The 26,817-nt window shown below is 71.3% G+C and carries 29 protein-coding genes; 16 read left to right on the plus strand and 13 right to left on the minus strand.

Features of this window, described 5'->3' with window-relative positions:
• Nucleotides 1-2: 2 nt before the first annotated feature.
• Complete coding sequence (locus tag ACWC5O_RS09590; RefSeq protein ID WP_450581020.1) at nucleotides 3-869, minus strand: transglutaminase family protein; 867 nt, start codon at nucleotides 867-869, stop codon at nucleotides 3-5.
• Between the two features lie 29 nt (nucleotides 870-898).
• A complete protein-coding gene (locus tag ACWC5O_RS09595; protein ID WP_450581019.1) occupies nucleotides 899-1,987 on the minus strand; it encodes a GNAT family N-acetyltransferase in 1,089 nt (362 codons plus the stop codon).
• 140 nt (nucleotides 1,988-2,127) lie between these two features.
• Between ACWC5O_RS09595 and fdxA the strand changes: the two genes are divergently transcribed.
• Together fdxA and ACWC5O_RS09605 are read left to right on the plus strand one after the other, a co-directional pair.
• Complete coding sequence (gene fdxA, locus ACWC5O_RS09600; RefSeq protein ID WP_010047804.1) at nucleotides 2,128-2,445, plus strand: ferredoxin; 318 nt, start codon at nucleotides 2,128-2,130, stop codon at nucleotides 2,443-2,445.
• A 158-nt stretch (nucleotides 2,446-2,603) separates the two neighbouring features.
• The gene (locus ACWC5O_RS09605; protein WP_450581018.1) at nucleotides 2,604-3,701 is read left to right on the plus strand and encodes a bifunctional succinyldiaminopimelate transaminase/glutamate-prephenate aminotransferase; all 1,098 of its coding nucleotides are present in this window, start codon (nucleotides 2,604-2,606) and stop codon (nucleotides 3,699-3,701) included.
• Between the two features lie 100 nt (nucleotides 3,702-3,801).
• On the opposite strand, the gene ACWC5O_RS09610 is transcribed toward ACWC5O_RS09605, so the two are convergent.
• Both ACWC5O_RS09610 and ACWC5O_RS09615 read right to left on the minus strand, forming a co-directional pair.
• Nucleotides 3,802-4,284 carry an ATP-binding protein gene (locus ACWC5O_RS09610; protein WP_450581017.1) on the minus strand — a complete coding sequence of 161 codons (483 nt, stop codon included), beginning with the start codon at nucleotides 4,282-4,284 and terminating at the stop codon, nucleotides 3,802-3,804.
• 276 nt (nucleotides 4,285-4,560) lie between these two features.
• Nucleotides 4,561-5,553, minus strand: coding sequence for a heavy metal transporter (locus tag ACWC5O_RS09615; protein ID WP_450581016.1), 993 nt, complete (start codon nucleotides 5,551-5,553; stop codon nucleotides 4,561-4,563).
• Nucleotides 5,554-5,720: 167 nt separating this feature from the next.
• On the opposite strand from ACWC5O_RS09615, the gene dapE reads away from it, so the two are divergent.
• Nucleotides 5,721-6,800, plus strand: a complete 1,080-nt coding sequence (dapE, locus tag ACWC5O_RS09620) for a succinyl-diaminopimelate desuccinylase (protein ID WP_450581015.1) — start codon at nucleotides 5,721-5,723, stop codon at nucleotides 6,798-6,800.
• A 104-nt stretch (nucleotides 6,801-6,904) separates the two neighbouring features.
• The gene (locus ACWC5O_RS09625) at nucleotides 6,905-7,663 is read left to right on the plus strand and encodes an LOG family protein (protein ID WP_450581014.1); all 759 of its coding nucleotides are present in this window, start codon (nucleotides 6,905-6,907) and stop codon (nucleotides 7,661-7,663) included.
• 32 nt (nucleotides 7,664-7,695) lie between these two features.
• Here the strand turns inward: ACWC5O_RS09625 and folP are convergent, their stop codons facing one another.
• A complete protein-coding gene (gene folP, locus ACWC5O_RS09630; protein WP_450581013.1) occupies nucleotides 7,696-8,556 on the minus strand; it encodes a dihydropteroate synthase in 861 nt (286 codons plus the stop codon).
• Between the two features lie 138 nt (nucleotides 8,557-8,694).
• Here folP and ACWC5O_RS09635 point away from each other — a divergent pair, with 138 nt between their 5' ends.
• Both ACWC5O_RS09635 and ACWC5O_RS09640 read left to right on the plus strand, forming a co-directional pair.
• Nucleotides 8,695-9,048 carry a DivIVA domain-containing protein gene (locus ACWC5O_RS09635; protein WP_450581012.1) on the plus strand — a complete coding sequence of 118 codons (354 nt, stop codon included), beginning with the start codon at nucleotides 8,695-8,697 and terminating at the stop codon, nucleotides 9,046-9,048.
• Nucleotides 9,045-9,641 carry a DNA-3-methyladenine glycosylase I gene (locus ACWC5O_RS09640; protein ID WP_450581011.1) on the plus strand — a complete coding sequence of 199 codons (597 nt, stop codon included), beginning with the start codon at nucleotides 9,045-9,047 and terminating at the stop codon, nucleotides 9,639-9,641. The genes ACWC5O_RS09635 and ACWC5O_RS09640 overlap by 4 nt, the downstream gene beginning before the upstream one ends.
• A gap of 232 nt (nucleotides 9,642-9,873) precedes the next feature.
• Here the strand turns inward: ACWC5O_RS09640 and chcB are convergent, their stop codons facing one another.
• Entirely contained in the window at nucleotides 9,874-10,677 is an 804-nt protein-coding gene (gene chcB, locus ACWC5O_RS09645; RefSeq protein WP_450581010.1) for a 2-cyclohexenylcarbonyl CoA isomerase, read from the minus strand.
• A 374-nt stretch (nucleotides 10,678-11,051) separates the two neighbouring features.
• Here chcB and ACWC5O_RS09650 point away from each other — a divergent pair, with 374 nt between their 5' ends.
• Entirely contained in the window at nucleotides 11,052-11,219 is a 168-nt protein-coding gene (locus ACWC5O_RS09650) for a DUF3117 domain-containing protein (RefSeq protein ID WP_018544333.1), read from the plus strand.
• An 87-nt stretch (nucleotides 11,220-11,306) separates the two neighbouring features.
• Here ACWC5O_RS09650 and ACWC5O_RS09655 read toward each other — a convergent pair whose 3' ends face one another.
• Nucleotides 11,307-12,005 (minus strand): O-methyltransferase, encoded by a 699-nt coding sequence (locus ACWC5O_RS09655; RefSeq protein WP_386578307.1) that lies wholly within the window; start codon nucleotides 12,003-12,005, stop codon nucleotides 11,307-11,309.
• A 234-nt stretch (nucleotides 12,006-12,239) separates the two neighbouring features.
• Between ACWC5O_RS09655 and sigE the strand changes: the two genes are divergently transcribed.
• From sigE to ACWC5O_RS09680, 5 genes are all read left to right on the plus strand, one after another.
• Nucleotides 12,240-12,956: an RNA polymerase sigma factor SigE gene (sigE, locus tag ACWC5O_RS09660; RefSeq protein WP_145884486.1), complete on the plus strand. Its 717-nt coding sequence runs from the start codon at nucleotides 12,240-12,242 to the stop codon at nucleotides 12,954-12,956.
• Nucleotides 12,953-13,921 (plus strand): anti-sigma factor family protein, encoded by a 969-nt coding sequence (locus ACWC5O_RS09665; RefSeq protein ID WP_450581009.1) that lies wholly within the window; start codon nucleotides 12,953-12,955, stop codon nucleotides 13,919-13,921. The genes sigE and ACWC5O_RS09665 overlap by 4 nt, the downstream gene beginning before the upstream one ends.
• A 451-nt stretch (nucleotides 13,922-14,372) precedes the next feature.
• Nucleotides 14,373-16,274 (plus strand): trypsin-like peptidase domain-containing protein, encoded by a 1,902-nt coding sequence (locus tag ACWC5O_RS09670; RefSeq protein ID WP_450581008.1) that lies wholly within the window; start codon nucleotides 14,373-14,375, stop codon nucleotides 16,272-16,274.
• Nucleotides 16,275-16,360: 86 nt separating this feature from the next.
• A complete protein-coding gene (locus tag ACWC5O_RS09675) occupies nucleotides 16,361-16,801 on the plus strand; it encodes a sec-independent translocase (protein WP_450581007.1) in 441 nt (146 codons plus the stop codon).
• Nucleotides 16,802-17,023: 222 nt separating this feature from the next.
• Nucleotides 17,024-17,695 carry a hypothetical protein gene (locus ACWC5O_RS09680; RefSeq protein WP_450581006.1) on the plus strand — a complete coding sequence of 224 codons (672 nt, stop codon included), beginning with the start codon at nucleotides 17,024-17,026 and terminating at the stop codon, nucleotides 17,693-17,695.
• Nucleotides 17,696-17,760: 65 nt separating this feature from the next.
• On the opposite strand, the gene ACWC5O_RS09685 is transcribed toward ACWC5O_RS09680, so the two are convergent.
• Complete coding sequence (locus ACWC5O_RS09685) at nucleotides 17,761-17,901, minus strand: DUF6185 family protein (RefSeq protein ID WP_450780952.1); 141 nt, start codon at nucleotides 17,899-17,901, stop codon at nucleotides 17,761-17,763.
• A 169-nt stretch (nucleotides 17,902-18,070) separates the two neighbouring features.
• Between ACWC5O_RS09685 and ACWC5O_RS09690 the strand changes: the two genes are divergently transcribed.
• The gene (locus ACWC5O_RS09690) at nucleotides 18,071-18,535 is read left to right on the plus strand and encodes a hypothetical protein (protein WP_450581005.1); all 465 of its coding nucleotides are present in this window, start codon (nucleotides 18,071-18,073) and stop codon (nucleotides 18,533-18,535) included.
• 350 nt (nucleotides 18,536-18,885) lie between these two features.
• Here ACWC5O_RS09690 and ACWC5O_RS09695 read toward each other — a convergent pair whose 3' ends face one another.
• From ACWC5O_RS09695 to ACWC5O_RS09705, 3 genes are read right to left on the minus strand one after another with little or no spacing between them, the layout of a single operon-like run.
• Nucleotides 18,886-20,019 carry an Mrp/NBP35 family ATP-binding protein gene (locus ACWC5O_RS09695; RefSeq protein ID WP_450581004.1) on the minus strand — a complete coding sequence of 378 codons (1,134 nt, stop codon included), beginning with the start codon at nucleotides 20,017-20,019 and terminating at the stop codon, nucleotides 18,886-18,888.
• 43 nt (nucleotides 20,020-20,062) lie between these two features.
• Entirely contained in the window at nucleotides 20,063-20,665 is a 603-nt protein-coding gene (locus tag ACWC5O_RS09700) for a DUF1003 domain-containing protein (RefSeq protein WP_450581003.1), read from the minus strand.
• Nucleotides 20,655-21,959: a magnesium transporter MgtE N-terminal domain-containing protein gene (locus ACWC5O_RS09705; RefSeq protein ID WP_450581002.1), complete on the minus strand. Its 1,305-nt coding sequence runs from the start codon at nucleotides 21,957-21,959 to the stop codon at nucleotides 20,655-20,657. Before ACWC5O_RS09705 ends, ACWC5O_RS09700 begins: the two co-directional genes overlap by 11 nt.
• 190 nt (nucleotides 21,960-22,149) lie before the next feature.
• Here ACWC5O_RS09705 and ACWC5O_RS09710 point away from each other — a divergent pair, with 190 nt between their 5' ends.
• The gene (locus tag ACWC5O_RS09710) at nucleotides 22,150-22,887 is read left to right on the plus strand and encodes a hypothetical protein (RefSeq protein WP_450581001.1); all 738 of its coding nucleotides are present in this window, start codon (nucleotides 22,150-22,152) and stop codon (nucleotides 22,885-22,887) included.
• A 90-nt stretch (nucleotides 22,888-22,977) separates the two neighbouring features.
• Here the strand turns inward: ACWC5O_RS09710 and ACWC5O_RS09715 are convergent, their stop codons facing one another.
• Both ACWC5O_RS09715 and ACWC5O_RS09720 read right to left on the minus strand, forming a co-directional pair.
• Complete coding sequence (locus ACWC5O_RS09715) at nucleotides 22,978-23,490, minus strand: hypothetical protein (RefSeq protein ID WP_450581000.1); 513 nt, start codon at nucleotides 23,488-23,490, stop codon at nucleotides 22,978-22,980.
• Between the two features lie 23 nt (nucleotides 23,491-23,513).
• On the minus strand, nucleotides 23,514-24,644 hold the full coding sequence (locus ACWC5O_RS09720; RefSeq protein ID WP_450580999.1) for a magnesium and cobalt transport protein CorA: 1,131 nt from the start codon (nucleotides 24,642-24,644) through the stop codon (nucleotides 23,514-23,516).
• A 458-nt stretch (nucleotides 24,645-25,102) separates the two neighbouring features.
• Between ACWC5O_RS09720 and ACWC5O_RS09725 the strand changes: the two genes are divergently transcribed.
• Together ACWC5O_RS09725 and ACWC5O_RS09730 are read left to right on the plus strand one after the other, a co-directional pair.
• Nucleotides 25,103-25,687, plus strand: coding sequence for a suppressor of fused domain protein (locus tag ACWC5O_RS09725; protein ID WP_450580998.1), 585 nt, complete (start codon nucleotides 25,103-25,105; stop codon nucleotides 25,685-25,687).
• A gap of 319 nt (nucleotides 25,688-26,006) precedes the next feature.
• Entirely contained in the window at nucleotides 26,007-26,648 is a 642-nt protein-coding gene (locus ACWC5O_RS09730; protein ID WP_450580997.1) for a DUF6758 family protein, read from the plus strand.
• Nucleotides 26,649-26,817: the final 169 nt, after the last annotated feature.

Raw genomic sequence — 26,817 nt, forward strand, 5'->3', positions numbered from 1 at the left:
GCTCAGTTGAGCATCGCCCGGGCGGTGTGGGCCTGCTGCCGCACCCGCCGGGCGGCCGACTCGTCGACGACCTCGATCAGGTGGGCGTACGTGTCCAGTTCCTCGGCCCCCGCCGCGAACTCGCCCCGCTGCACCAGCAGCTGACCCCGCTCGTAGCGCAGCCGAGCCGGATGCGCGGGCAGCAGCAGGCTCAACTCCACGGCCCGCAGCGCGACGTCCGACCGCTCGGGCCGGGCGGAGGCCCACGCCCGGATGTTGTTCAGGATCCGCTGCACGACCTCCAGAGGCGTCGCGGGCACCAGCATCGACGGCTGCAGCGGCGTCCCCGTGGCCCCCACCACGAGCAGCTCGGCATCCGCCCCGGTCAGCACCTTTCCGCCGTCGAACGGATCGGCCAGCACCTGCTCCTGCGCCGTCCCGAACCCGACCACGAAGTGCCCGGGCAGCGCGACCCCGTACACCGGGGCGCCCGCCCGTCTCGCCACCTCCATCCACACCACCGACAGCAGGATCGGCAGCCCGCGCCGCCGCCGCAGTACCTCGTGCAGCAGCGAGGACTCCAGCCGCTGGTAGTCGGACGGGGTCCCGTGGAACTCGTAGCGCTCGCCCAGCAGCCGGCACAGCGCCTGTGCCCACGCCGGCGGCCCGCCCGGCCGGTAGGGCAGCAGCCCGGCCAGCCGGTCCAGCTCCAGCTGGGCCGCGTCCATCCCGGCCTCGTCCAGCGTCCCGTCCGCCTCGGCACCGATCAGCAGACACAGCGCCGACAGATCCGGCCGCTCGGACCGCGCCTCCTCCCCGAACCGCCGCCGCACCTCGGCGGACCGCTCCGGCGGGGGCGGATACGGAGGCGGAAGGAAACGGTGCCGCATGCCTGGCTCATGCCCGTCCACAGCGATCCCTACGACCCATCGACGCGAGTGTTCTTCGGCGCCGGGTGAGGGGGCTCGTCGTCGCTCTCCTCCGGCGCCCGGTAGTGGTGGTACGCATGGTGCGCGGCGAAGCCGAGGCCGGCGTACAGGGCGCGGGCCGCCTCGTTGTCGTCCTCCACCTGGAGCCAGGCCGCCGAAGCGCCCTCGTCCAGGGCGCGGCGGGCCAGCGCGGCCATCACCTCGGTCGCCAGCCCCTGCCGTCGCAGGGCGGGATCGACCTCGACGGCGGCGAAACCGGCCCAGCGTCCGTCCACCACACACCGCCCGATCGCCGCCGGCGGCTCCCCGGCCGCACCGGGCACCGTCGCGAACCACACCGACGGGCCTCCCCCACTCTCGGCTTCGCTCGAGCGGGGGGACCCCCACCCGAGCACCCGCAGGGCCACCTCGCTCACTCCCTTGCGCTGATACCGCGCGAGCCACGCCTCGTCCGCCTCCCGGGACAGCACCACCCCGGCACCTTCGGCCCGGTCCGCGACCGGCGCCAGCGCCCCGATCCACAGCTCGGCGGTCACCTCCCGCACCCAGCCGCGCCGCTCCAGCTCCGCGCACAGCAGCTCCTGCGTGCCCTCGGCGCCGGTGGCGGTCTGCACGTAGGCGGGCAGGCCGCGCTCGCGGTACCAGCGTCGTACGGCCTCCAGCGCCGCGTCGAGCGGAAGCCCGGGGTCACCGAGCGGCAGCACACTGTTGGCCCGCCGCGTATACCCGCCGGCGGCCCGCAGCTCCCACTCGCCGAGCCGCTCGCTCTCCACCGGACGCCACGCGCGCGCGGCGATCCGCGCCAGCTCCGGGTAGCTCGCGGCGGGACCCCGGCGGCGGGCCGGCGCGGCCGGCACGACCTTGCCCGCGACCAGCACGGACTCCGCGATCCGGACGCTCCGCCCGTCCCGCCGTGTGATCATGAGCACGCCGTCGTCCCATGATGTGAGAACACCCACCGTGTCGGTGAACTTCTGCTGCGTCACCCCAGGCTCGCCCAAGCACCGCACGGAAACACGTTTGCCCACGTCAGCAGCGGTGATACGGACCTCGAAGCGCCCTATCGCCGAGATTTCCACTGGTCAGTTCACCCCTCCTGTATGGATCATGCCCCGGAACGGAGATACTAGAGGCGGGCATCGACGACGCCGCGCTCCCGCGCGCCAGGCGGCGGAGCCTATGGAGGCCCGCCAGCGCCCTATCGAGGAGGAACGACAGCGTGACCTACGTCATCGCGCAGCCTTGTGTCGACGTGAAGGACAAGGCGTGCATCGAGGAGTGCCCGGTCGACTGCATTTACGAGGGCTCCCGGTCCTTGTACATCCACCCGGACGAATGCGTCGACTGTGGTGCCTGTGAGCCGGTCTGCCCGGTTGAGGCGATCTTCTACGAGGACGACACTCCGGAGGAGTGGAAGGACTACTACAAGGCGAACGTCGAGTTCTTCGACGAGCTGGGCTCTCCCGGCGGTGCCAGCAAGCTGGGGCTGATCGAGCGCGACCACCCCTTCATCGCCGCGCTGCCGCCGCAGGCCTAGTGACCGTTTGAGCGGCCGACGGCCCGCCATCCTCCCCCAAGCTCTCGGCTTCGCTCGAGCAGGGGACCCCCATCGCCTCGGCCCGTACGGCCCGATCGCCCAGATCGCGCCGTGCGGGACCGAGGCGTTTGCCGTACCGACGAAAGCGAGCAAGATCCGTGTCCGCAGTCTCCGACCGCCTTCCGACGTTCCCCTGGGACAAGCTCGAGCCGTACAAGAAGACGGCCGCCGCGCACCCGGACGGCATCGTCGACCTGTCCGTCGGCACCCCGGTCGACCCGGTCCCCGAACTGATCCAGAAGGCTCTGGTCGACGCGGCCGACTCGCCGGGCTACCCGACGGTCTGGGGCACCCCCGCGCTGCGTGACGCGATCACCGGCTGGCTGGAGCGCCGCCTGGGCGCCCGCGAGGTCACCCACCGCCACGTCCTGCCGGTCCTCGGCTCCAAGGAACTCGTCGCCTGGCTGCCGACCCAGCTGGGCCTCGGCCCCGGCGACAAGGTGGCCTACCCGCGCCTGGCCTACCCGACGTACGAGGTCGGCGCCCGCCTGGCCCGCGCCGCGTACGAGGTCTACGACGACCCGCGCGACCTGGACCCGGCGAACCTGAAGCTCCTCTGGCTGAACTCGCCCTCCAACCCCACCGGCAAGGTCCTCTCCAAGGACGAGCTGACCGGCATCGTCGCCTGGGCCCGCGAACACGGCGTCCTGCTCGTCTCCGACGAGTGCTACCTGGAGCTGGGCTGGGAGGCCGACCCGGTCTCGGTCCTGCACCCCGACGTCAACGGCGGCTCCTACGACGGCGTCCTCGCCGTCCACTCCCTCTCCAAGCGCTCCAACCTGGCCGGCTACCGCGCCGCCTTCGTGGCCGGTGACCCGGCCGTCCTGGGGCCCCTCCTGGAGATCCGCAAGCACGGCGGCATGATGACCTCTGCGCCGACGCAGGCGGCGGTGGTGGCGGCCCTGGGCGACGACGAGCACGTCCGCGTCCAGCGCGAGCGCTACGCGTCCCGCCGCGCCCTCCTGCGCGAAGCCCTCCTGAACCACGGCTTCCGCATCGAACACAGCGAGGCCAGCCTCTACCTCTGGGCGACCCGGGACGAGTCCTGCTGGACCACGGTGTCCCACCTGGCCGGCCTCGGCATCCTGGTGGCCCCGGGCGACTTCTACGGCGAGGCCGGCGAGAAGTTCGTACGAGTGGCCCTCACGGCAACGGACGAGAGGGTCCGCGCGGCGGTGGAACGCCTGACGGCGTAACCGCCGCAGCCGCAGCGGCCCGGCCCCGGCCGACGTAGGCACGCGAAAACCGACGGGGCCCAGGAACCCCTGGACCCCGTCGGCCGTCAAAGCCAGGCGCTCAGCCGCCCAGCGGCAGACCCTTCGTCGGCAGGGACGACGTCGGCAGACCCTTCGTCGGCAGGGACGACGTCGGCAGCCCACCCTTGGTGAGCGAGTCCGCCGGCAGCCCACCCTTCGTCACGCTGGACGCGGTGTCCCCGAGGGCACCCCCCGCGGTCCGGGCCGCGTCCCCCGCGGCCTTCTGCACCGCAGGCGTCGTCTTCTTGACGGCACCACCGCCGGTCTTGCCCGCGGCCGGCACCGCCTGCTTGACCGCCTTGCCGCCCGCGTTACCCGCCAGATCGGTGACGTTCTGCGCCGCACCGTCGACGGTGTCGCCGACGTGTGCCCCGTCCAGGGCGGTCACACCGCCGAGGTTCGCGGGCGCCGCCGGCAGGTTCGTGGCCGCGCTGGCAGAGCCGGCCGCACCTACCCCGGCGGCCGCTCCCGCTGCGACGAGCAGCGCGGCACGGGCGATCCGGCGGGTCAGGGGGAGGGACATGATGCTCCATTCGACGGGTGGAGAACGGTGAATGTGTCCGGACTCGGACGCCGTGACTACCGCTCGAAGCCGACGAAGGTTGCGGACGCCAAAGGTAAAGAATGGATAACGCATCGCATTATCGTTTGTGGATAAAAACGGGCAAAGGGCGCCGCCGTGCGATCCCGCAGAATCCTTACAGCCCTTGATTTCCAAGGGATCCCGAATCCACGCCGAAATCCGCGGGAAAACACGCCCACCCCGAAGCCGCACAACCCGGCCGAGTGAGCCCCCGCACTACTGTCCGGTGACGATCCGGACCGCCCCCGCGGACTTCTCCGCCCCCGCGGTCCCCTGCGTGCCGGCCGTGCGCCACTGGCCGCCGTTGCTCCCGGCGGTCCACTCCCGCCCCGCGTACGCCACCCGCTGGATGTGCAGCGACGAGGAGTTGGCCACCGCCCAGTGCGCCAGCTGCCAGCCCCGCTCCCGCTCGTCGCGCCCGCCGGCGTCCGTCCTGCGGCCCTCGGGCACCGGCACGGTCACGGTCCGGCCGTGCGCCGTAGCGGTCACACTCGGGGACGGTGAGGGCGACGGAACCTCCGTACCGCCCACCTCCGCCCCGGTCTCCTGCAGCGCGTCCCGCCCGAAGTCCCGCACCAGCGCGGCCCGTACCGCGTCGGGCCCGGTCGCCTCGGCGGCGCGCTCCGGGCGCCCGTCGCAGGTCAGCGTGGCCGCCGAGTGCCCGGTCAGCGCGGCCGCCAGCAGCGTGGCGTCCGGCTCGTGCTTGGCGTACGCCTCCGGATAGCCGCTGCGCTGCACCCGCTGCGCGGCCACCGTCAGCGGCAGGCCGGCGTAGTCGGGCACCCTGGCCAGGTGCGCGTAGAAGATGCCCGCCGCGTACGCCGGGTCCATGACCTGCTGCTCGGTGCCCCAGCCCTGCGAGGGCCGCTGCTGGAACAGGCCCAGGGAATCCCGGTCGCCGTGCCGGATGTTGCGCAGCCCCGACTCCTGGATGGCGGTCGCCAGCGCGATGGTCACCGCCCGCTCGGGCATGCCCCGCCCGGTGCCGACCGCGGCGATCGTCGCCGCGTTCACCGCCTGCTCGGGCGTGAACTCGTAGGAGGCCCCGTCACCCGTGCCGGAGACCACCCGGCAGCCTCTCGCGCCCGGGCCTCCGGTGACGTACTGCACCACGAGATAGGCGGCGACGCCGGACAGGACCAACAGGGCCGCACCGATACGGACGAGGCGGCCGCGGCGCTTGGGGCGAGTGGGGGACGGCTCTGGCACGCGTACAAGGTACTGGAGCCCTCCCCGCCCCTCACGCCGGGTCCACCGAGCGCAGCGCACACCGGACCCGGCGCGGAGCGTCGGGGACCGACGGCAACGCGGCAGATGTGCGTGCCGGATCCTGCGTCGCTGGCCTGATCCAGAAGACACCCCCTAGGGTCGGGACCATGGCCGACACCTCGCTTGACCTCACGCTGGACGCCGCCGCGCTCACCGCACAACTCGTGGACTTCCCCTCCGAGAGCGGTGCCGAGAAGCCCCTCGCGGACGTGATCGAGACCGCCCTGCGCGCCCTGCCGCACCTCACCGTCGACCGGTACGGCAACAACGTGATCGCCCGGACGAACCTGGGCCGTGCGGAGCGGGTCATCCTGGCCGGCCACATCGACACCGTGCCCATCGCGGACAACGTGCCGTCCCGGCTGGACGAGGACGGCGTGCTCTGGGGCTGCGGCACCTGCGACATGAAGTCCGGCGTGGCGGTGCAGCTGCGGATCGCGGCCACGGTCCCCGCCCCCAACCGGGACCTGACCTTCGTGTTCTACGACAACGAGGAGGTCGCCGCCGAACGCAACGGCCTCAAGCACGTCGCCGAGGCCCACCCGGACTGGCTGCAGGGCGACTTCGCGGTCCTCCTGGAGCCCTCCGACGGCCAGGTCGAGGGCGGCTGCCAGGGCACGCTGCGGGTCCTGCTGAAGACCACCGGCGAGCGAGCCCACTCGGCGCGCAGCTGGATGGGCTCCAACGCCATCCACGCGGCGGCCCCGATCCTGGCCCGGCTGGCCTCCTACCAGCCCCGCTACCCGGTCATCGACGGCCTGGAGTACCGCGAGGGCCTGAACGCGGTCCGCGTCACCGGCGGAGTCGCGGGCAACGTCATCCCGGACGAGTGCGTGGTGAGCGTCAACTTCCGCTACGCCCCCGACCGCACCGAGGAGGAGGCGATCGCGCACGTCCGCGAGGTGTTCGCGGACTGCGGCGTGGCGGAGTTCGTCATCGACGACCACAGCCCCGGCGCGCTGCCCGGTCTCTCCCACCCGGCCGCGGCCGCCTTCATCGAGGCGGTGGGCGGCACCCCGCAGCCCAAGTACGGCTGGACGGACGTGTCCCGCTTCTCCGCGCTCGGCGTTCCGGCCGTCAACTACGGTCCCGGCAACCCGCACTTGGCGCACAAGCGCGACGAGCGGGTCGAGGTGGCCAAGATCCTGGCGGGCGAGGAACGGCTGCGCACCTGGCTCACGGCGTAGAGGTTCCCGCACGCCGCTTCATGGCGGACACGCATACGTCCCCCCTCCGTAACCCGCGTAGATCTAGTCTGAGATCGAACTACCGGCAAGCGGAGGGAGCGCACATGGCTACCGGAAACCCCGAGGGGAAGAAGCAGCCGCCGGACGAGCAACGGCTCGGCCCGGTCCTCCGACGGCGCAGCCAGGTCACGGCGAGTACGACCGACCAGCGGCTGCTGGACGCGGGCGGGCCCTCCGACTGGGTGCACACCGACCCGTGGCGGGTCCTGCGGATCCAGTCGGAGTTCATCGAGGGCTTCGGCACGCTGGCCGAACTACCCCCCGCCATCAGCGTGTTCGGCTCCGCCCGTACGGCGGTGGACTCGTCCGAGTACGACGCCGGGGTGCGGCTGGGCCGAGGGCTGGTCGAGGCCGGCTGGGCCGTGATCACGGGCGGTGGCCCCGGGGCGATGGAGGCGGCCAACAAGGGTGCGCTGGAGGCGGGCGGCATCTCGGTGGGCCTCGGCATCGAGCTGCCCTTCGAGCAGGGGCTCAACCCCTACGTCGACATCGGCCTCAACTTCCGCTACTTCTTCGTCCGCAAGATGATGTTCGTCAAGTACGCGCAGGGTTTCGTCGTCCTCCCGGGCGGCCTCGGCACCCTCGACGAACTCTTCGAGGCCCTCACCCTCGTCCAGACGCAGAAGGTCACCCGCTTCCCGATCGTCCTCTTCGGCAGCGAGTACTGGGGCGGCCTGGTGACCTGGCTGCAGAACACCCTGGTGGCCCAGGGCAAGGCCGCCGAGAAGGATCTGCTCCTGTTCCACGTGACGGACGAGGTCGAAGAAGCGGTAGCCCTGGTCTCGAAGGAGGCAGCCCGCTGAACCCACCCCCCGGGGGCGGCGCCCCCGGGGGGTCAGGCCAAACCTCGTCTGGCGACCGCGGGGGCCCGGTGGCCGGCGATCGACGCCACCATCTCGAGTACCTGGCGGGTCTCGGCGACCTCGTGGACCCGGTACACCTGCGCGCCGAGCCACGCCGACACCGCCGTGGTCGCCAGCGTGCCGATCAACCGCTCCTTCACCGGCCGGTCCAACGTCTCGCCCACGAAGTCCTTGTTGGACAGAGACACCAGCACCGGCCACCCCGTGGCGACCATCTCGTCCAGCCGCCGCGTCGCCTCAAGACTGTGCCGCGTGTTCTTCCCGAAGTCGTGCCCGGGATCGATCAGCACCGACTCCCGAGGCACCCCCAGCGAAACGGCCCGCTCGGCCAGCCCCACGGTCACCTTCAGGATGTCGTCCATGACGTCGTCGTACGTCACCCGATGCGGCCGGGTCCGCGGCTGGACCCCTCCCGCATGCGTGCACACCAGCCCCGCCCCGTACCGCGCGGCAACCTCCGCGAGCCCCGGATCGACCCCGCCCCACGCGTCGTTCAGCAGGTCCGCCCCCGCCTCGCACACCGCCTCGCCGACCTCGGCCCGCCAGGTGTCCACGCTGATGATCACGTCCGGGAAGCGACGCCGTACCTCCGCGACGAACCCGACCGTCCGCCGGGCCTCCTCCTCGGCCGTGACCTCCTCGCCCGGCCCGGCCTTCACCCCGCCGATGTCGATGATCGCGGCACCCTCGGCCACCGCCTGCTCCACCCGCGCGAGCGCCGGCTCGTCGCGGAACGTGGCCCCCTGGTCGTAGAAGGAGTCCGGCGTCCGGTTCACGATCGCCATGATCACCGGCTCGTGGGGCCCGAATTCCCGCTTGCCCAGCCTGAGCATCCGCTGTGACCTCTCCTAGTACGTCCCGCAGTACGGCCGCCTGCGACCCTAGCTGTCAGACTCGCATGGCACGATCGGAGCCTGACAGATACAGCTTCCGGCACAGCGTCGGGCGCAAGGAGCGTGGGGACCTCAGCGATGGTTATGTTCTTGTTCCTGGTCGTCGCCCTCGCCGTCGTGGTGGCCGCGGTGACACTCGCCGTGGTGGGCGGCGGTGAGAGCGCACCGCTCCCGGAGGCAGCCCCGGAGCGGCTGCAGGACCCGCTGCCCCCGGACCGCCCGATCGGCAGGGCGGACATCGAGAACGTGCGCTTCCCGCTCGTCCCGCGCGGCTACCGCATGGCGGACGTCGACGACGTCCTCGCCCGCCTCGCCGCCGAACTCGCCGAGCGGGACGCCCGTATCGCCGAGCTGCAGTCCGCGCTGGCCGGCGCCAGAGCCGCCGCCGCGCACGCCCGCCTGGAGCGGCCGGGCCAGGAGGAGCAGCGATGAGCGACGGGGCCGCCCTCGCCGGGCCCGACGGCGCGCTGCGCTGCCCGTGGGCGCTGTCCACCGAGGACTACGTGTCGTACCACGACGAGGAGTGGGGCCGCCCGGTCCACGGCGACGACGCCCTCTTCGAGCGGATCAGTCTGGAGGCCTTCCAGTCGGGCCTGTCCTGGATCACGATCCTGCGCCGCCGCCCGGGCTTCCGTACGGCCTTCGCGGGCTTCCGGATCGAGAAGGTCGCCGCGTTCACGGACGAGGACCGCGAGCGGCTGCTGGCCGACCCGGGCATCATCCGCAACCGCGCCAAGATCGACGCGACGCTCGCCAACGCGCGCCTGCTCGCCGACTGGGCGGAGGGCGAGCTGGACGAGTTCATCTGGTCCCACGCCCCCGACCCGGCTGCCCGCCGGGCCCCGAAGACCCTCGCCGACGTCCCCGCGGTCACCCCGGAGTCCACGGCCCTGTCGAAGGCGCTGAAGAAGCGCGGCCTCAGATTCGTCGGCCCGACGACGGCGTACGCGCTGATGCAGGCGTGCGGGCTGGTGAACGACCACCTGGAAGCGTGCGTGAGCCGCACCGGCCAACCCGCCTGCTAGGCCCTGTCGTCGAACTCCCGTCTGCCGCGCGACGCCATGCACGCACTCTCTCGCCGCACCGGGCCCCGACCCAAGTACATCCAGTACGAGGGTCAGGGCCCGGCACGCCGAGAGCACGCACCTGACGCCGCGCGGCCCGCCCTTCGGGCGGACGACGGGAGTTCGACGACAGGACCCAGTGCCCCGGCAGGCAACTGAGGCTGCCTGTCGAGGCACTGGCTGCTGGGGGACCTCAGCGGCCCAGGTACTTCGGCTTCTCCTTGTTCACGAAGGCCTGCACGGCGATCGTGTGGTCCTCGGACCGGCCCGCCCGCGTCTGCAGCTCGTCCTCCTTCTCCAGGGTCTCGGCGAGGGAGTGCGTCATGCCGTAGGCCATCGCCTCCTTGATCGCCGCGTAGGCCACGGTCGGGCCCTCGGCCAGGGCCCGGGCCACCTTCTCGCCCTCGGCCCGCAGCTCGGCGGCCGGCACCAGGCGGTTGGCGATGCCCAGCTCCAGCGCGTCCTGGGCGCTGATGCTGCGCGGGAAGAGCAGCAGGTCGGAGGCGCGGCCCGGGCCGACCACCCGCGGCAGCGTCCAGGAGATGCCGGAGTCCGCGGTCAGCGCGACGCCCGCGAAGGAGGTGTTGAAGGCCGCCGTCTCGGCCACCACGCGGTAGTCCGCGGCGAGCGCGAAGCCGAAGCCCGCCCCGGCCGCGACCCCGTTCACCGCGGCGACGACCGGCTTCGGCGCCCCGGTCAGCGCCTTCACGATCGGGTTGTAGTGCTCCTTGACCGTGCTCATCGTCTGCCCGGACCCGGTCTCACGGTCCGCCACCAGCAGCCCGATGTGCTCCTTCAGGTCCTGGCCCACGCAGAACGCCCGGTCGCCGGCCGCGGTCAGCAGGATCGCCCGTACGGCGGTGTCCCCGGCCGCGGATTCCGCCGCCTCCCGGAGGGCGACCTTCGTCGCGACGTTCAGCGCGTTCATCGCCTCGGGGCGGTTCAGCGTGATCGTCGCGAGTCCGTCGCTCACCTCGTAGAGCACGGTGTCGGCCATGGCGCATCCCCTCCGGTGTCCTCGCTGGTGACGTACCGCTCAGTACGTCCCTGTCTGAAGGACAGCATGGCGGAGATCGCCGTCCAAGGGCCGGACCGGACGTGTGACCTGTGTCAAAGAAAACCGGAGTGGAGTCGCACCGAGGGCGTCCGCGGGGTGGCGCAGTATCGCAGCCACATCCCCGAATTGAGTGGTTTTGCTCGCGCGCGTTGCCCAAGCGATGCCGACTGATGTTGGTCATCGGGTCCTGAGATGCGGGATAATGGCTTGGAAGCAATGTGTTCGATGCCGGTGTCGCGTGTCCGCTCCGGACCGCGCGTGCCCTCCCGGGGCCGTCGGCAGACGATGAGCTGGTTTCAGGAAGGGGAACGAGCATGGCGGCCATGAAGCCGCGGACGGGTGATGGCCCGCTCGAGGTGACCAAGGAGGGGCGGGGCATCGTCATGCGCGTTCCGCTCGAAGGCGGCGGTCGACTCGTCGTTGAGCTGACCCCTGACGAGGCCGAGGCGCTCGGCGACGCCCTCAAGAAGGTCGTCGTCTGACGCGCCCGCGATCCTGCACCACCGGCTGCCCCGGCATCGCAAGCGGTGCCGGGGCAGCCGCGTTCCCGGGCGCCCGCGTCCCGCCCGTCACCGCTTGACGGCGCACAGCAGGCCGTCGCCCACCGGCAGCAGCGACGTCACCAGCTCCTGGCTCTCCCGCACCGTGCGCAGCAGCTCCCGCAGCCGCAGCACCTCTGTCGGCTGCGGTCCCGAGTCGACCGTACGGCCGTTGGCGAATATGCCCTCGAACACGACCAGGCCCCCCGGACGCAGCAGGCGCAACGATTCAGCGAGGTAGTCCGAGTACTCCAGCCGGTCCCCGTCGCAGAACACGAGGTCGTAGCCGGCGTCCGCGAGCCGGGGCAGCACGTCCAGGGCCCGGCCGGGGATGAACCGGGCCCGGTTGCTGGCGAAGCCGCAGGCGCGGAAGGCCTGGCGGGCGAACTGCTGGTGCTCCGGCTCCGGGTCGACCGTGGTGAGCACCCCGTCGGGGCGCATGCCGTGCAGCAGGTGGATTCCGGACACCCCGCAGCCGGTGCCGATCTCCGCGACCGCCTTCGCGTCCACGGAGGCGGCGAGCATGCCCAGCGCGGCGCCCGTGCCGGGCGACACCGAGCGCAGCCCTGCCTCCCGGGCCCGGTCCCGGGCCCAGCGCAGCGCTTCGTCCTCGGCGACAAAGGCGTCGGCGAACGCCCAGCTCGTCTGCCGGTTGCCGGTAATGACCCTCTCCTGTCCCCGTGGTTGCCTCGGCGTGACTGTATCCGTTGGTGCCGGGAACCCGCAGATGGGACTGGGCGTTTAAAGGGGTGAGCCGGTGGCCCGGGACGCGACGGGGGGTAAGAGGTGGATCAGGACGCCGAGCACATGCTGACGCAGCCGTATGAGCCGTATCAGCGCGTATCAAATTCTCGTAAAACCGCTTATCCGGAGCTAACGGGCGAGGTGGCTATGGTAGGGGCTCCAGTGGACACCACCAGAGCCGACAGGGGAGGTGCGGCTGCGCCCGGGGACCGGGGAGGAGTGCTGCGGCGCTTCCTCGGGTCGGCGGGCAGGCCGAAATCCGTGACCGACACCGCCGCTGACCACAGCCACACCGCCGGCTTCGCCGCGGGCGAGACCCAGACCGCGACCTTTTCCACCGACGCGGACGGGCAGGCTTGGACTCCGCCCACGTGGGAGGAGATCGTCAGCACGCACAGCGGCCGGGTCTACCGACTGGCGTACCGCCTCACGGGCAACCAGCACGACGCCGAGGACCTCACCCAGGAGGTCTTCGTCCGCGTCTTCCGTTCCCTGTCGACGTACTCGCCGGGCACCTTCGAGGGCTGGCTGCACCGCATCACCACCAACCTCTTCCTGGACATGGTCCGGCGTAAGCAGCGCATCCGCTTCGACGCCCTCGGCGAGGACGCGGCCGAGCGCCTGCCCAGCCGTGAGCCCACCCCGCAGCAGGTCTTCAACGACGCCCACTTCGACGCGGACGTCCAGCAGGCCCTGGACACCCTCGCGCCCGAGTTCCGCGCCGCGGTCGTCCTGTGCGACATCGAAGGACTGTCGTACGAGGAGATCGCCGCGACCCTCGGCGTGAAGCTCGGCACGGTCCGTTCCCGTATCCACCGCGGCCGCTCCCAGCTCCGCAAGGCCCTCGCCCACCGCTCGCCCGAGGCGAGGAAGGCCGAGCGGCGCTCCTTTGTGGCCCGTGTCCCCGCTCTGGGGGGAGGGGGCGCGACGGCGTGAGCGGATCTCGACCGAAACCTGCGCCGGCGCACTTCGCCGAGCAGCACCTGGGAGACCGGCTCTCCGCCCTGGTGGACGGAGAGCTCGGTCATGAGTCGCGTGAGCGCGTCCTCGCCCACCTGGCCACCTGCGCCCGGTGCAAGGCGGAGGCGGACGCCCAGCGACGCCTGAAGAACGTCTTCGCACAGGCGGCCCCGCCGCCGCCCTCCGAGAGCTTCCTGGCCCGCCTCCAGGGCCTTCCCGGGGGCGGTGACACCGACGGCGACGGCACGCCGGCGCCCGAGGGCGGCCTCTTCGGGCGTGGCCCCGACGCCGGCGTCTTCGGCACGAGACGCGGCGAGCGCTTCGAGTTCGGCTACGTCCCCGCTTCCTCCGTTCATTCCGTCGCCCCCGAGGGGCGCGGCTTCCGTATCCATCCCGTCGGCCGCCCGGACGCCGACCGCTCCGCCTCGCGCGGGCTGCGGTTCGCGTTCGCCGCCGCCGGTGCGGTGTCGCTGGCCGCGCTCGCCCTCGGCGGCGTGACCACCGCCATCCCCGGCGACATGACCGCGGACACCCGCAGCGGCTCCGGCAGCGGCAACGTGGCCCCGACGCGTTCGGCGGGCACGGGCGCGGCGACGCCCGACTCCCAGCGCCGTCGCGCGGTGGGACCGCTGCTCGCCCAGGGCAGCAGCCTGCTCGGCCAGACCTCGGCGGCACCGACCTCCATGTCAGCGCCGCTGGTGCCCGGAGTGCCTGCCCCGGCCTCAGGACAGGTCCAGGACGCCGTGCACGACCTGACCGCCCCGGTGATGGCGGGCGCGGCCGCGGTCTCCCCGCTGATACGCCCGCTGAGCGAGATCACCCCGTCCTCCCTGACCTCCGGGTCCGAACCGCCCCACGTGACCGGCCCCGGCCCGCTGTCCGCCCCCGTCCTCGACACCCCCTCCGCTCCCTCCGCCTCCCCCTCCCATCAGGCGCCCTGACCTGCCTCTTCGCCGCGGCCGTCGAACCTGGTTGAATCCTGTGAAGCCGTGCCCGCGGCGCTGACCCGGGCACGGAGTCGACGTTCCGTGGCCACCGCCGACACGCGCGGCCGCGGCCAGCCGTGGGGAGAGCATGAACGAGGGGAACCCGACGTCCGTCCCGCCGGGGGAGCAGGGGGAACACGGGGAGCAGACGCCGGCGGGAGAAGCACCGGCGAGGCCCGCCGACGGCGACTTCGAACTGGCGAAGCCTGCGGTGGTCGCACCGGGTGGCACGGGGGCGGGCGGCGCCGCGAGCGGCGCGGCTGAGCCTGGCGGGTCCGCGAGCGTTGCGGCTGAGCCTGGCGAGGCTGTGCCCGTTGCGGCTGAGCCGGTGGTGGCTGAGCCGGTGGTGACGGATTCGGCGACGGCCGCGTCAGAGTCGGCCACGTCAGAGTCGGCCGCGGCTGAGATGACCGGGGCAGAGTCGGCCAGGGTGGAGCCCACCGGGGCAGAGCTGGCCGAGGCAGCGCCGGCCACGGCAGAGCCCACCGGGGCGGAGCCGACCGGGGCAGAGTCGGCCGGGTCGGACCCCGTCGTCGTACCGCCCGCCGAGCGCCCCAAGCCCCTGCACGACCCCGACCCCTACAGCACCCCGCCCTACGGCCAGCCTGGCCCCTGGGCACCCGCACCACCGGTCCAGCACCCGGTGGTGACGGCGACGCAGGGGATGCCGGCACCGGCGGTTACGCAGCCACAAGCGGCTGCACAGGCTCCGTCCGCTCCGCAGGCGCCGACAGTCCCGCAGCCACCAGCCGCTCCGCACGTCCCCGCAGCCCCACAGGGAGAGGGATCTCCACAGGGGCCGGCCGTTTCGCAGGGACAGGGATTTCCACAGGCACCCGCTGTCCGAGCACAGGCCACTCCGCAGGCACCCCAGCCCGCACAGGTACCGGCGCAGGCCGTGCCGCCCGCGCCGGGGCACATGGCTGCGGTCTCGCCCGCCCCCGCGGACCCGGGTGCGCCCCCGTCGATGGATGCCTCAGTGCCCGCGCCGGGCGCGCCGTCGGTGCGTGCGCCGGGGGAGCTGCCCGATCCCGGTGCCGCGGCCGCACCGGAGGCGGCGGCTGCAGTTCCGCCGGAACCGGCCGCCGCCGGACCCTGGCAGCGCTACGACCCCTGGGCCGCGTCCGCCGCCGGGCAGCAGCCCCTCGTGCACGGACCCTTGCAGCAGGCCGGTGCGGCGGTGCTCACCAAGCAGCAGCGGCACAAGCGGGGCAAGCGGATCCTCCTCGGGTGGACGCTGCTGGTCGCCGTCGTCTCCAGCGGCATCGGCGGGATCGCCGGCGCCTATGTCGAGCGCGAGGGCGTGGGCGACGTACAGCTGCCGCAGGCCGGAGAGGTGCCCGCCGGACGGGCGCCGGACAGCGTCGCCGGGATCGCCGCCCGGGCGCTGCCCAGCGTCGTCACCCTGCACGTACGCGGGGCCGACGAGGCGGGCACCGGCACCGGCTTCGTGCTAGACGCCCGCGGCCACATCCTCACCAACAACCATGTCGTCCAGCCCGCCGCGTCCGGCGGCGAGATATCCGTGACGTTCAGCAGCGGCGCCACCGCCAAGGGGAAGGTCGTGGGCCGCGACAGCGGATACGACCTGGCCGTCGTCCAGGTCAGCGGCGTCCACGGGCTCACCCCCATGCCCCTCGGCAACTCGGACAACGTGCAGGTCGGCGACCCGGTCGTCGCCATCGGCGCCCCCTTCGACCTGGCCAACACCGTCACCTCCGGCATCATCAGCGCCAAGGAGCGGCCCATCACGGCCGGCGGGGAGAAGGGCGACGGCAGTGACGTGTCGTACGTCGATGCGCTGCAGACCGACGCCCCCATCAACCCGGGCAACTCCGGCGGCCCACTCCTCGACTCCCGGGCCCGCGTCATCGGCATCAACTCCGCCATCCGCTCCGCCGACGACGGCACCGACTCCGGGACCGGACAGGCCGGCTCCATCGGCCTCGGCTTCGCCATCCCCATCAACCAGGCCCGGCGGGTCGCCGAGGAACTGATCAACGACGGCCATGCCGCCCACCCCGTCATCGGCGTCACCCTCGACATGGGCTACACCGGCGACGGCGCCCGTATCGACACCAAGGCCCGGGGCGGCGGGCCCGCCGTAGCCAAGGGCGGTCCCGGCGACCGGGCCGGCCTGCGCGCGGGCGACGTCATCACCGAGGTCGACGGACAGCGCGTCCACTCGGGCAAGGAACTGATCGTCAAGATCCGGGCCCACCGGCCGGGCGACGGGCTGCGTCTGACGGTCGAACACGGCGGCACAAGGGAGGTCTCACTCGTGCTGGGCGCTTCGGACCAGAACTGACAGAAGTCTCACCTCGGGACGGTACCGGTCTGACAGCTACGCCGGGTACCGTTGAGCGACCGAGAACATCGCAATGGGAGCGTCAGGTGTTCAATGACATAGGACCACTCGAGCTGGTGACGATCATCGTGCTCGCTGTGCTCGTCTTCGGTCCCGACAAGCTCCCGAAGGTCATCCAGGACGTGACGCGCACGGTCCGGAAGATCCGCGAGTTCTCGGAGAGCGCGAAGCACGACATCCGCGCCGAACTCGGTCCGGAGTTCAAGGACTTCGAGTTCGAGGACCTCAACCCCAAGACGTTCATCCGCAAGCAGCTGGACAACGACGACCTGGGGCTGAAGGAGATCCGCAACGGCTTCGACCTGAAGAAGGAGATGGCCGAGGTCACGGACGCCGTACACAGCCGCGAGAGCGAAGCCTCGTCCTCGTCTTCCTCCTCCTCGTCCTCCGGGCACATCGACATGACCAAGAAGCCCGAGGACGCCGGCAAGGACGACCGTCCGCCGTTCGACGCGGACGCCACCTGACCCGACCCGACACGCGCACCGGGCGGCGGACGTGACGCGTTTCATAGCGCGCACCCGCCGCACACGGCGCGAACAGGTCTTCTGCGCGACCCACGCGCCGGGCGCTTTCCCTGCTGCTCTCAGCGGTGTGGATATGCTGCCGAGTTGTTGTGCGGACCGGACAGTACGCCCGAAGGGGGGCGGGCCACCCCGGTCCGACGAGAGCGAGGAGGCGTCCGGGAGATGGAGACGACGAGTCGGGTGGGCGCGCAGGCGCCGGCCGCGGAGGGCGGACAGCAACTCCCCTCCGCCTGGCGTACGGTCGAAGGCTACCTGCAGGCGCCCTTCCCGTGGTACGGCCTCGACGAGGCGTTCACGGGGCCCCGCTGGCTGATGCAGGTCGGCACGGCGGCCGACGGTGCCGTCGAACACGGGTCGATCGGCCACGGTGACGAGCCCTCGGTCCGCAACGAGCACGTTGCCGCGTCCACGGACGAGCCCAGGGAGAAGTTCGCGGTCGTGGTGACCGTGGCGGCGAACCCGTCCCGGCGGAGCGCCGACGGTACGGGCCTGCTGGAGGCGACGTCGGTGTCCTCGGCGGCGTGGCTGGCGGGCGTGGGGCTGCTGTCGTTCACGTGGCCCGGCCAGATGGACCACAGCCTGCGGGACGACTGGCTGGAGCAGCAGACGGAGACGGCATGGGCCCTGGCCGATGACCTCGACGGACCCGAGTGGTCCACCCTGTCCCTTCCGGTGGACGGGGTGCCCATGCCCTTCCACTACCAGGAGTCCGAGTTCGGGTGGGTCCTCGCGGGTTCCACGCACGAGGGGGTGCACGTGGGTGCGTACGGCAGAGGAATGAGCGCCTACGGTCTCGGCTTCGCCATGATCAAGGACATCTCGACGTACGCCTGACCCAGCGCGCTGCTCCAGCGTTCCGGGTCCAGGCGTCGCAAGGCCTCTGGACCCGGTCGCGCGTCTTATCCGCGGGTCAATTGGTACCAGATCGTCACGGCAGCCGTGACCTGGACCAGAAGCCAGGCGACCTGACCGGACAGGCCCCGCATCTGGTAGATCGACAGCAGTAACGAACGCTCATATGAACGGCCCCTGACCGAGATACCTCGTCAGGGGTCGTTCACGTGTGCGGTGGGTGTGGGATTTGAACCCACGGTGACTCGCGCCACGACGGTTTTCAAGACCGTGTCCCACTTGACTCGCCCATTGAGCCGCCGACCTCAGTGCCTGCCTGCCGGGGACACCACAGGTCCGGAGCTCTACGATTCCGCCGTGAGCTACGACATCTACTTCCTTAACCGGCGCCCAGACCAGTCCTGGGACGAAGCTCTCGAAGAGCTGGAGGACCAGAACGAAGAGGTCGAGGGACTGGTGCTGCCTGAGCTCATCGAAGCGTGGGACCGCATCGTTCCACGGGCCCGTGGCTTGCTGGGTGAGATCGAACTCTTTGAGAACGGCGAATCGTGCGAGCTGACGCACCACGCCACCGGCATCCAGGCCTCAGTCTTCATTGACGAAGTAGCGATCACGGTTCCGTATTGGCACGCGGGCGACGAGGCGGAACGCATTCTGAGCCTGGTGTACGCACTGGCGGCGATGATCGAACACGAGACCGGCATGGAAGGCTACGACCCACAGGTCGAGCGCCCGATCTCTGAGCTGTCTCCCCAACAGGGCGTTACCGTCATGTCCGCGGTCACAGGCGATCTCCGCGAGCGCTTCGGCAACGACTCCTGAATCCCTCGGGCCGCCGTTGGGCCGTCCGAGGCCAACGGATGACAGGCATACGACCTCTTGGGCTCCCTACGCTGATTCAGTTGCGGCTGTACAGCAGCGGAGTACAGCAACCACCGCGACCGTAGTCGACTGGTATTGGTCCCAGATGCCCAAGTGGCCAGCCCAGCAGACTTCAACGACCAGCCCGCCCATAGTTCGCATTGAGGGGCACGCCACGACACCCCCCGCTCGGGCCGTCTCTGGGCCGTGCGGGGGCGCTCAACGACAACCAACGCTGACAAACGTCGACGGCTCCGCCGCTGGTCAGAAGGTTGACCAATGACGGAGCCGCAGATCGCAGGCGTGCGATTTCAGAACTTGTTCTTCGGAGTGATCCCCAGCGACAGCCCCGACAGCCCCCGCTGCCGTCCCCCGAGCTTCCCCGCGATCGCCCGCAGCGCCGCGCCCGCCGGGGACTCCGGGTCCGTCAGGACGACCGGCTTGCCCTCGTCGCCGCCCTCGCGGAGGCGGACGTCGATGGGGATGCTGCCGAGGACGGGGACCGTCGCGCCCGTGGCGCGGGTCAGGCCGTCCGCCACCAGCTGGCCGCCGCCCGTGCCGAAGACGTCGACCATCTCGCCGCAGTGCGGGCAGGGCAGGCCGGACATGTTCTCGACCACGCCGACGATCTTCTGGTGGGTCTGCACGGCGATGGCGCCGGCCCGTTCGGCCACTTCGGCGGCGGCCTGCTGAGGCGTCGTCACGACCAGGATCTCGGCGTTCGGGATGAGCTGGGCGACGGAGATCGCGATGTCACCGGTGCCGGGCGGGAGGTCCAGGAGCAGGACGTCGAGGTCGCCCCAGTAGACGTCCGCGAGGAACTGCTGCAGTGCGCGGTGGAGCATCGGGCCGCGCCAGACGACCGGGGCGTTGCCCGGGGTGAACATGCCGATGGAGATGACCTTCACGCCGTTCGCGGACGGCGGCATGATCATGTTCTCGACCTGGGTCGGACGGCCGTCCGCGCCCAGCATGCGCGGCACCGAGTGGCCGTAGATGTCGGCGTCGACCACGCCCACCTTGAGGCCGTCGGCGGCCATCGCCGCCGCCAGGTTGACCGTCACCGAGGACTTGCCGACGCCGCCCTTGCCGGAGGCGACCGCGTAGACCCGGGTGAGGTTGCCCGGCTTGGCGAAGGGGACCTCGCGCTCGGTCTGGCCGCCGCGCAGGGCCGCCGCCAGCTCCTTGCGCTGCTCGTCGCTCATCACGTCCAGCGTGACGTCGACCCGGGTGACGCCCTCGACGCGGGAGACCGCCTCGGTCACCCGCTGGGTGATCGTGTCGCGCATGGGGCAGCCGGAGACGGTCAGGTAGACGGTCACCGCGACCGCTCCGTCCGCGCCGATCTCCACCGATTTGACCATCCCCAGTTCGGTGATGGGTCGGTTGATCTCGGGGTCGTTCACCGTCGCCAGTGCCTCGCGCACCGCGTCTTCCGTAGCCATAAGGACGATGGTACGGCGCGCCGAGGGGCCTCCGGGTAGCCCCTCAGCGGTCGTCTGCGTCACGTCCAGGTGACCGTTCTGCCCGTTCTGCCGGGAATACGACATGCCCGTCGTGGCGTCGTCGCTCCTCCACCTCCTTGACCAGGTCCTGCAGCTCGGAGCGGATCCAGTCGCGGGTGGCCACCTCGCCCAGGCCCATGCGGAGCGCCGCGACCTCCCGGGTCAGGTATTCGGTGTCGGCGATGGACCGCTCGTTCTGCTTCCGGTCCTGTTCGAGGTTGACCCGGTCGCGGTCGTCCTGCCTGTTCTGCGCGAGCAGGATCAGCGGGGCCGCGTAGGAGGCCTGCAGGGACAGCATCAGGGTCAGGAAGATGAACGGGTAGTTGTCGAAGCGCAGGGCGGCCGGCGCGAAGATGTTCCACACCACCCACAGGATGATGACTACCGTCATCCAGACGATGAAGCGCCCCGTGCCCAGGAAACGGGCGATCTTCTCCGACAGCCGTCCGAAGGCCTCCGGGTCCCACTCGGGCAGGATCCGGCGCCGGGGCGGGCGCGGCTGGTCCAGGCGGGGCGCGCGGGGCCGGGTGGCGGCCGTGGCGCCCACCGGGGTGCGCTCGCGGGTGCTCTCACGCTCAGGAGCCATGTGCACCCGCCCCCTCGCTCGCCGCCCCGTTCTCCTCGTTCAGATGGAACTCCGTCTCCCGCCAGTCGTCGGGCAGCATGTGGTCGAGCACGTCGTCCACGGTCACCGCCCCGAGCAGCGAACCGGACTCGTCCACCACGGGCGCGGCGACCATGTCGTACGTCGCGAAGAACCCGGCGATGACCGGCAGCGTGGCGTCGGGGTCCAGGGGCTGCAGATCGTCGTCGACCAGCGAGCTGACCAGGGTGTACGGGGGGTCGCGCAACAGCCGCTGGAAGTGCACGGTGCCCAGGTACTTGCCGGTCGGGGTCTCGTCGGGCGGCCGGCAGACGTAGACCTGGGCGGCCAGGGCGGGGGAGAGGTCGGGGTTGCGGACCCGGGCGAGCGCGTCGGCGACGGTGGCGTCCGGGCGCAGCACGATCGGCTCGGTGGTCATCAGACCGCCCGCGGTGTGCTCCTCGTACGACATCAGGCGCCGCATCTCGGCCGCGTCGGCGGGCTGCATCAGACTCAGCAGCCGCTCCTTGTCCTCCTCCGGGAGTTCGGAGAGCAGGTCGGCCGCGTCGTCGGGGTCCATGGCCTCCAGGACGTCGGCCGCGCGCTCCTCCTTCAGCTTGCCGAGGATCTCGATCTGGTCGTCCTCGGGCAGCTCCTCCAGGACGTCGGCGAGACGGTCGTCGTCCAGGGCGGCGGCGACCTCGGCCCGCCGCTTGGCGGAGAGGTGGTGCAGGACGTTGGCGAGGTCGGCGGGGCGCAGCTGCTCGAAGGTGGCGAGCAGGCTCTCCGCGCCCTGCCCGTGCTCCTCCAGGGAGAAGCCGGTGACGGCCGACCACTCCACGGTCAGCGTCTCGCCCTTCGCCCGCCGGAAGGCGCCGCCCTTCTTCCCCTTCCGGACGAAGACCCGGTCGACCTCCCAGTCCCGGCGGGCGGGCAGCTGCTGCACGGACACGTCGAGGACGGTGACCTCCTCGCCGGTCTCCACCAGCGTCACCCGCCGGTCCAGCAGCTCCCCGAAGACCAGCCGCTCGGTGGGCCGCTGCTCGAAGCGGCGGACGTTGAGCACGCCGGTGGTGATGACCTGCCCGGACTCGATGCCGGTGACCCGGGTCATGGGCAGGAAGATACGGCGCCGGGTGGACAGTTCGACTACCAGCCCGAGGACGCGCGGGGGCCGTCGCCCGACGCGCAGCATGACGACCAGTTCGCGTACGCGACCGACCTGGTCGCCGGTCGGATCGAAGACGGGGACCCCGGCGAGGTGCGAGACGAAGATCCGGGGGGCGCCGGCTGCCATGACTGTGCTTCCTTTACTCGCATTGCGTGGGAATTGCTGTTCTCTGCCCGCTCGCGTGCGCTTCAGGCTAGCCCGTACCGATCGGATACGCCCTGGTGGGCGGTCCGGACGGACTGGCTCCGCCCGGTGGGTGGGGCCCCGGTACGCTGCGGTACGCCGCTCAGGACTCGTCAGAAAGGCAGCGTCACCTGTGACTGCGATTCCCCAGGGCCGTACCCGCCGGGCCACGCTGGTGAGCGCGGCATGCGCACTGGCCGTGACGGGAGCGATGGTGCTGACGGGGTGCAGCAGCGAGGACCCGGACGCGGGGACCAACGGGGTCGGCAAGCTGCCCGCCGGCCAGATCCAGGCGAAGACCCGGGCCGCCGCGGAGGCGGCGCCCACGGTACGGCTGTCCGGGACCGTGGTCACCAGCGGCCGTACGTACAAGCTGGACATGCGGCTGAAGGCCGACGGCGGCACCGGCTCGGTCACGTCCCAGGGGGCGACGTTCGGGCTGCTGCGGATCGGTGCGCAGCTGTATCTGAAGGCCGACGCGGACTTCTGGAGCCACGGCGGGGACACCGGTGCGGCCGGCAAGCTCAACGGCAAGTACGTCAAGGTGCCGCAGGGCGATCCCGCGTACAAGAAGTTCAGCGGCTTCACGGACAAGGCTGTCCTCCTCGACGGTCTGCTGACCCTGCACGGCAAGCTGGCGGCGGACGGCCACCACGACCAGTCCGGCACCCGCACCATCCGCATCACCGGCGACGCCGGCTCCGGCGGCACCCTCGACGTCTCCCTCCAGGGCAAGCCGTATCCCCTCCGCCTGGTCCGCGCCGGCAGCGCAGGAACGCTCAGCTTCTCGGACTGGGGCAAGGACTTCACCGTGACCGAGCCCGCGAAGTCGGAGACGGTGGACTACGGCAAGCAGCTGCCGACGTCGTAACCGGCTGCGGCCGGCTCCTCTTCTGCGCCGCAACGGTGATCAGCCACGACGTACGTTCCGGGCGGCGCCGAACCCTGCTCGGCCCCGGCGCTATTTCTTCCGGCGCTTGGCCAGCAGCCGCGGCAGACCCGCCGGGATCGGCTGACGCGTAGTCGCCGGAGTCGGCAACGGTCGTTCCGCCAAGCTGCCGGCCGGCAACGGCATCGAAGCCCCCGTCGGCACCAGGCGGAGCACCCTGCACTCGCGCGCCCAGCGCCCCGGCATCTCCTCGCCGTCGGGGGCGTTCAGCCGCTTCCCCTTCAGCTCGGCCACCGCCGCCTCCCACTCCGGTGAGCCGCAGGCCAGCTCGGACACGGTCGCCGGCCAGCTCACCAGGCGGCCCCCCTTGTCCTTGCTGCGCACGGTCACCTCGGCCGCGCCGCCGTCGGTGAGACCGGGCAGCGGCTGCTCTCCGGGCCCGTCGCCGACCAGGCACACGGCACCCTCGTGCCACACGTGCCACAGTGCACGCGCGGCCGGGGCGTCGGTGCCCCTGACCCAGATGAGGCCGGACTTCTTGCTGGCCTCCTCGATGAGGGCCAGGTCGAGCAGCTCGCTTGTCATGCGCCCAGCCTAACCAGGACCGCTCACAGCCAGCCGTTGCGCTTCAGGGTGCGGTGGATGCCCACGCAGAGCGCGACCGTGATGCCCATGATCACCGGGTAGCCGTACTTCCAGTGCAGCTCGGGCATGTACTTGAAGTTCATGCCGTACACACCGCACACCATCGTCGGTACGGCGATGATCGCGGCCCAGGCCGTGATCTTCCGCATGTCCTCGTTCTGCGCCACGGACGCCTGCGCGAGGTTGGCCTGGAGGATCGAGTTGAGGAGCTCGTCGAAGCCCAGCACCTGCTCCTGGACCCGGGCGAGGTGGTCGGCGACGTCCCGGAAGTACTTCTGGATGTCCGGGTCGACCAGCCGCATCGGCCGCTCGCTCAGCAGCTGCATCGGCCGCAGCAGCGGAGCCACCGCCCGCTTGAACTCCAGCACCTCACGCTTGAGTTGGTAGATCCGCGCCGAGTCCACACCACGCGAGACCCCGCCCCGACGGCCCGGCGAGAAGACCTCGGTCTCCACCTCGTCGATGTCGTCCTGCACCGCGTCGGCGACCGCGATGTAGCCGTCCACGACATGGTCGGCGATGGCGTGCAGCACGGCCGAGGGGCCCTTCGCGAGCAGCTCGGGGTCGTCCTGCAGCCGGTGGCGCAGCGCCCGCAGGGAGCCCTGCCCGCCGTGCCGGACGGTGATGAAGAAGTCCCGGCCGGTGAAGCACATGACCTCGCCGGTCTCGACCACCTCGCTGGTGGCGGTGAGCCGGTCGTGCTCGACGTAGTGGATGGTCTTGAAGACGGTGAAGAGCGAGTCGTCGTACCGCTCCAGCTTGGGCCGCTGGTGGGCCTGGACCGCGTCCTCGACGGCCAGCGGGTGCAGCCCGAACTCGCGGGCGATACCGGCGAATTCCGCCTCGGTCGGCTCGTGCAGGCCGATCCACACGAACCCGCCGTCGCGGCGCACCTGCCGCATCGCCTCCTGCGGGGTCAGCGGCCCCGCGCTCGGCACCCGGGCGCCGTCGCGGTAGACCGCGCAGTCGACGACGGCCGAGGGCGTGGCCGGGTCACGCGTGGTGTCGTACGAGGCGCTCGTGCTCGTCGTCTTGCGCAGCGAGTCACGGGACGACGGACGGACCACGGCACGCAGGTCGCGGATCATCGACATGGGCAGGCTCCTTCGCAGGCGGGCAGCGAAAGCGCACGGCAACGGGTGGAACTACCCGGAATGGGGACGTCCTGACTGCGGATGTTTGGCACGTCCACAAAGCGGGGAGCACCGCACCGTTGCGGTGGCGGCTTCGCTACTGATGCAGAACTGATTCAGGTCAGACAGATCAGGCAAAGCGAAACGAAGTGCTCTTCCGTACGAAGACGCGAACGGGAAGGTGGCAGCCAGCCAGGAACCACATCAGCAGCCGGAAGAGCGAGTGGTACTACCAGGTCGACTTCGATCCATGACAGCCCCACCTCCTCCGGCCGGTCCCTCGTAAGGGAGTCTCATCGGCGTCGGGACTTGATAGCGACGCTTCTGCGTGCTGCCCCGAACCACCGGCTCAGCGTAGCAGCAGCCCATAGTGTCAAGGCGCCGCTTTGCCCGCTGCTGACGAGTTCTATGCTCGCCGCATGGTTGATGTTCTTCCTCTCGTCGAGGCCCGGTTGACCACCGCGCTGGGCGCTCCGGACGCGCGCGCCGCGGTCACCTTCCTCGGTACGGACCGCATCGAGGTGCTCCGTTTCCAGGAGGGGGACGTGGTCCGCTACGCCACGCTCGGCATGTCCGCGCACCCCATGACGGACCCCACGGCGGTGCTCGCCGACCCCGTCAAGGGCCCCCGCGCCGAGCTGGTCCTGTCGGTCCGCGCGGGCCTCGCGGAGACCGACAAGGTACTCCGCCCGCTTGCCGTACTCGCCGCGTCCCCGCAGGTGGAGGGTCTGGTGGTGGCCCCCGGCGCCTCCCTGGACGTGGGGGATCCGCTGTGGCCCGGCGCCCCCTTCACCTCGGTCCTGGTGGGCGAACCCGGCGGGCTCGTCGAGGATCTGGAGCTGGACGATCCGATGGATCCCGTACGGTTCCTGCCGCTGCTGCCCATGACTCCGAACGAGGCCGCCTGGAAGCGGGTGCACGGCGCCCAGGCCCTCCAGGAGCGCTGGCTGGCGAGCGGCACCGACCTCAGGGACCCCGCCCGCAGGTCCGTCCCGCTCGACTGATCCGGAGTGACCGATCTCACCAACACAAGGCTGGAATAGGCCAGTTGGCAAAACGGTGACCCCGTCCTACGCCCGAAGACCCGGGCCGGAGCGCTGGAGGCATGAGGGTCCGGGAACAGGCGGAAGCTGTCGTGCAACTCCATGAACCCTCCCTGCGAGCGAACGATATTTCGGTGTGAGAACTGTTGTGCCTGCCTATAACGGCCAGCACCCACCGGAGCGAGAGGTGACGCGCGGATGCCTGTCCTTCGCGAGGTGCGTGCGCCGGTCGGGTGATCGTCCTTGACGTAACGGGACAGGGGTAGGACCGTGGAGCCCTATGAGGGGCGAACCCAGTTGCCCGAAGTGTGGTGGCCGGGTCAGGGCTCCCGGTCTCTTCGCCGATTCCTGGCAGTGTGATGTGCACGGGACGGTGTATCCGCTGCAGCCCGTGATCCCGCCCAGCGTCGAGGCCCTCGGTGTCGTGGTGCACCGCGCGCAGGTCCCGGTGTGGATGCCGTGGCCGCTGCCGGTGGGTTGGCTGTTCACGGGCGTGGCCTACGCGGGGGACGACCGCAGTGGTGGCCGTGCCACGGCGGTGGCGTGCTCCGGCCCCGGACCGCTCGGCGGCATGGGTGAGCTGATCCTCGTCGCCGAGGAACTCGGCGTCGGCCTCGGCGCGCGGTACGCGGGCATCGACGGTCCCGACCCCGGGTCGTTCATGAATGTCGAGAAGCCGCCCCAGGCCAAGGTTCTGGCCGGCGGCCGCCCGACCCCGCTCTGGCACGTCTACCGCACCCCCGACGACCGTGCCGTCTTCGCCGGTGAGGCGCTCGGGATGTGGCTGTGGGCGGTGATGTGGCCCGAGCAGGCCGGCCTGCTCATGTACGACGAGCTGGTGCTGACGGATCTGCGGGACGCGGGGGCGGAGTTGGATCTGGTGCCCTGTGGGGCGTTGTCGCCGCGCCTGCTTCAGTCGTAGCGCCCGCTGAGGTGCGGGGCTGGCGGTTGGCAGCTGCGGGGGCGTTGTGGCTGATCGCGCAGTTGCCCGCGCCCCTTCGGCGGCTGCGCCGCCTGGCTGGGGAGGTGTAGGGGGTGCGTGTGGGGTTCGGGTGTGACAGGGCATCCCTTCGCGCCCGCTATCCTTAGGT

This window comes from Streptomyces sp. NPDC001450 (assembly GCF_053597295.1).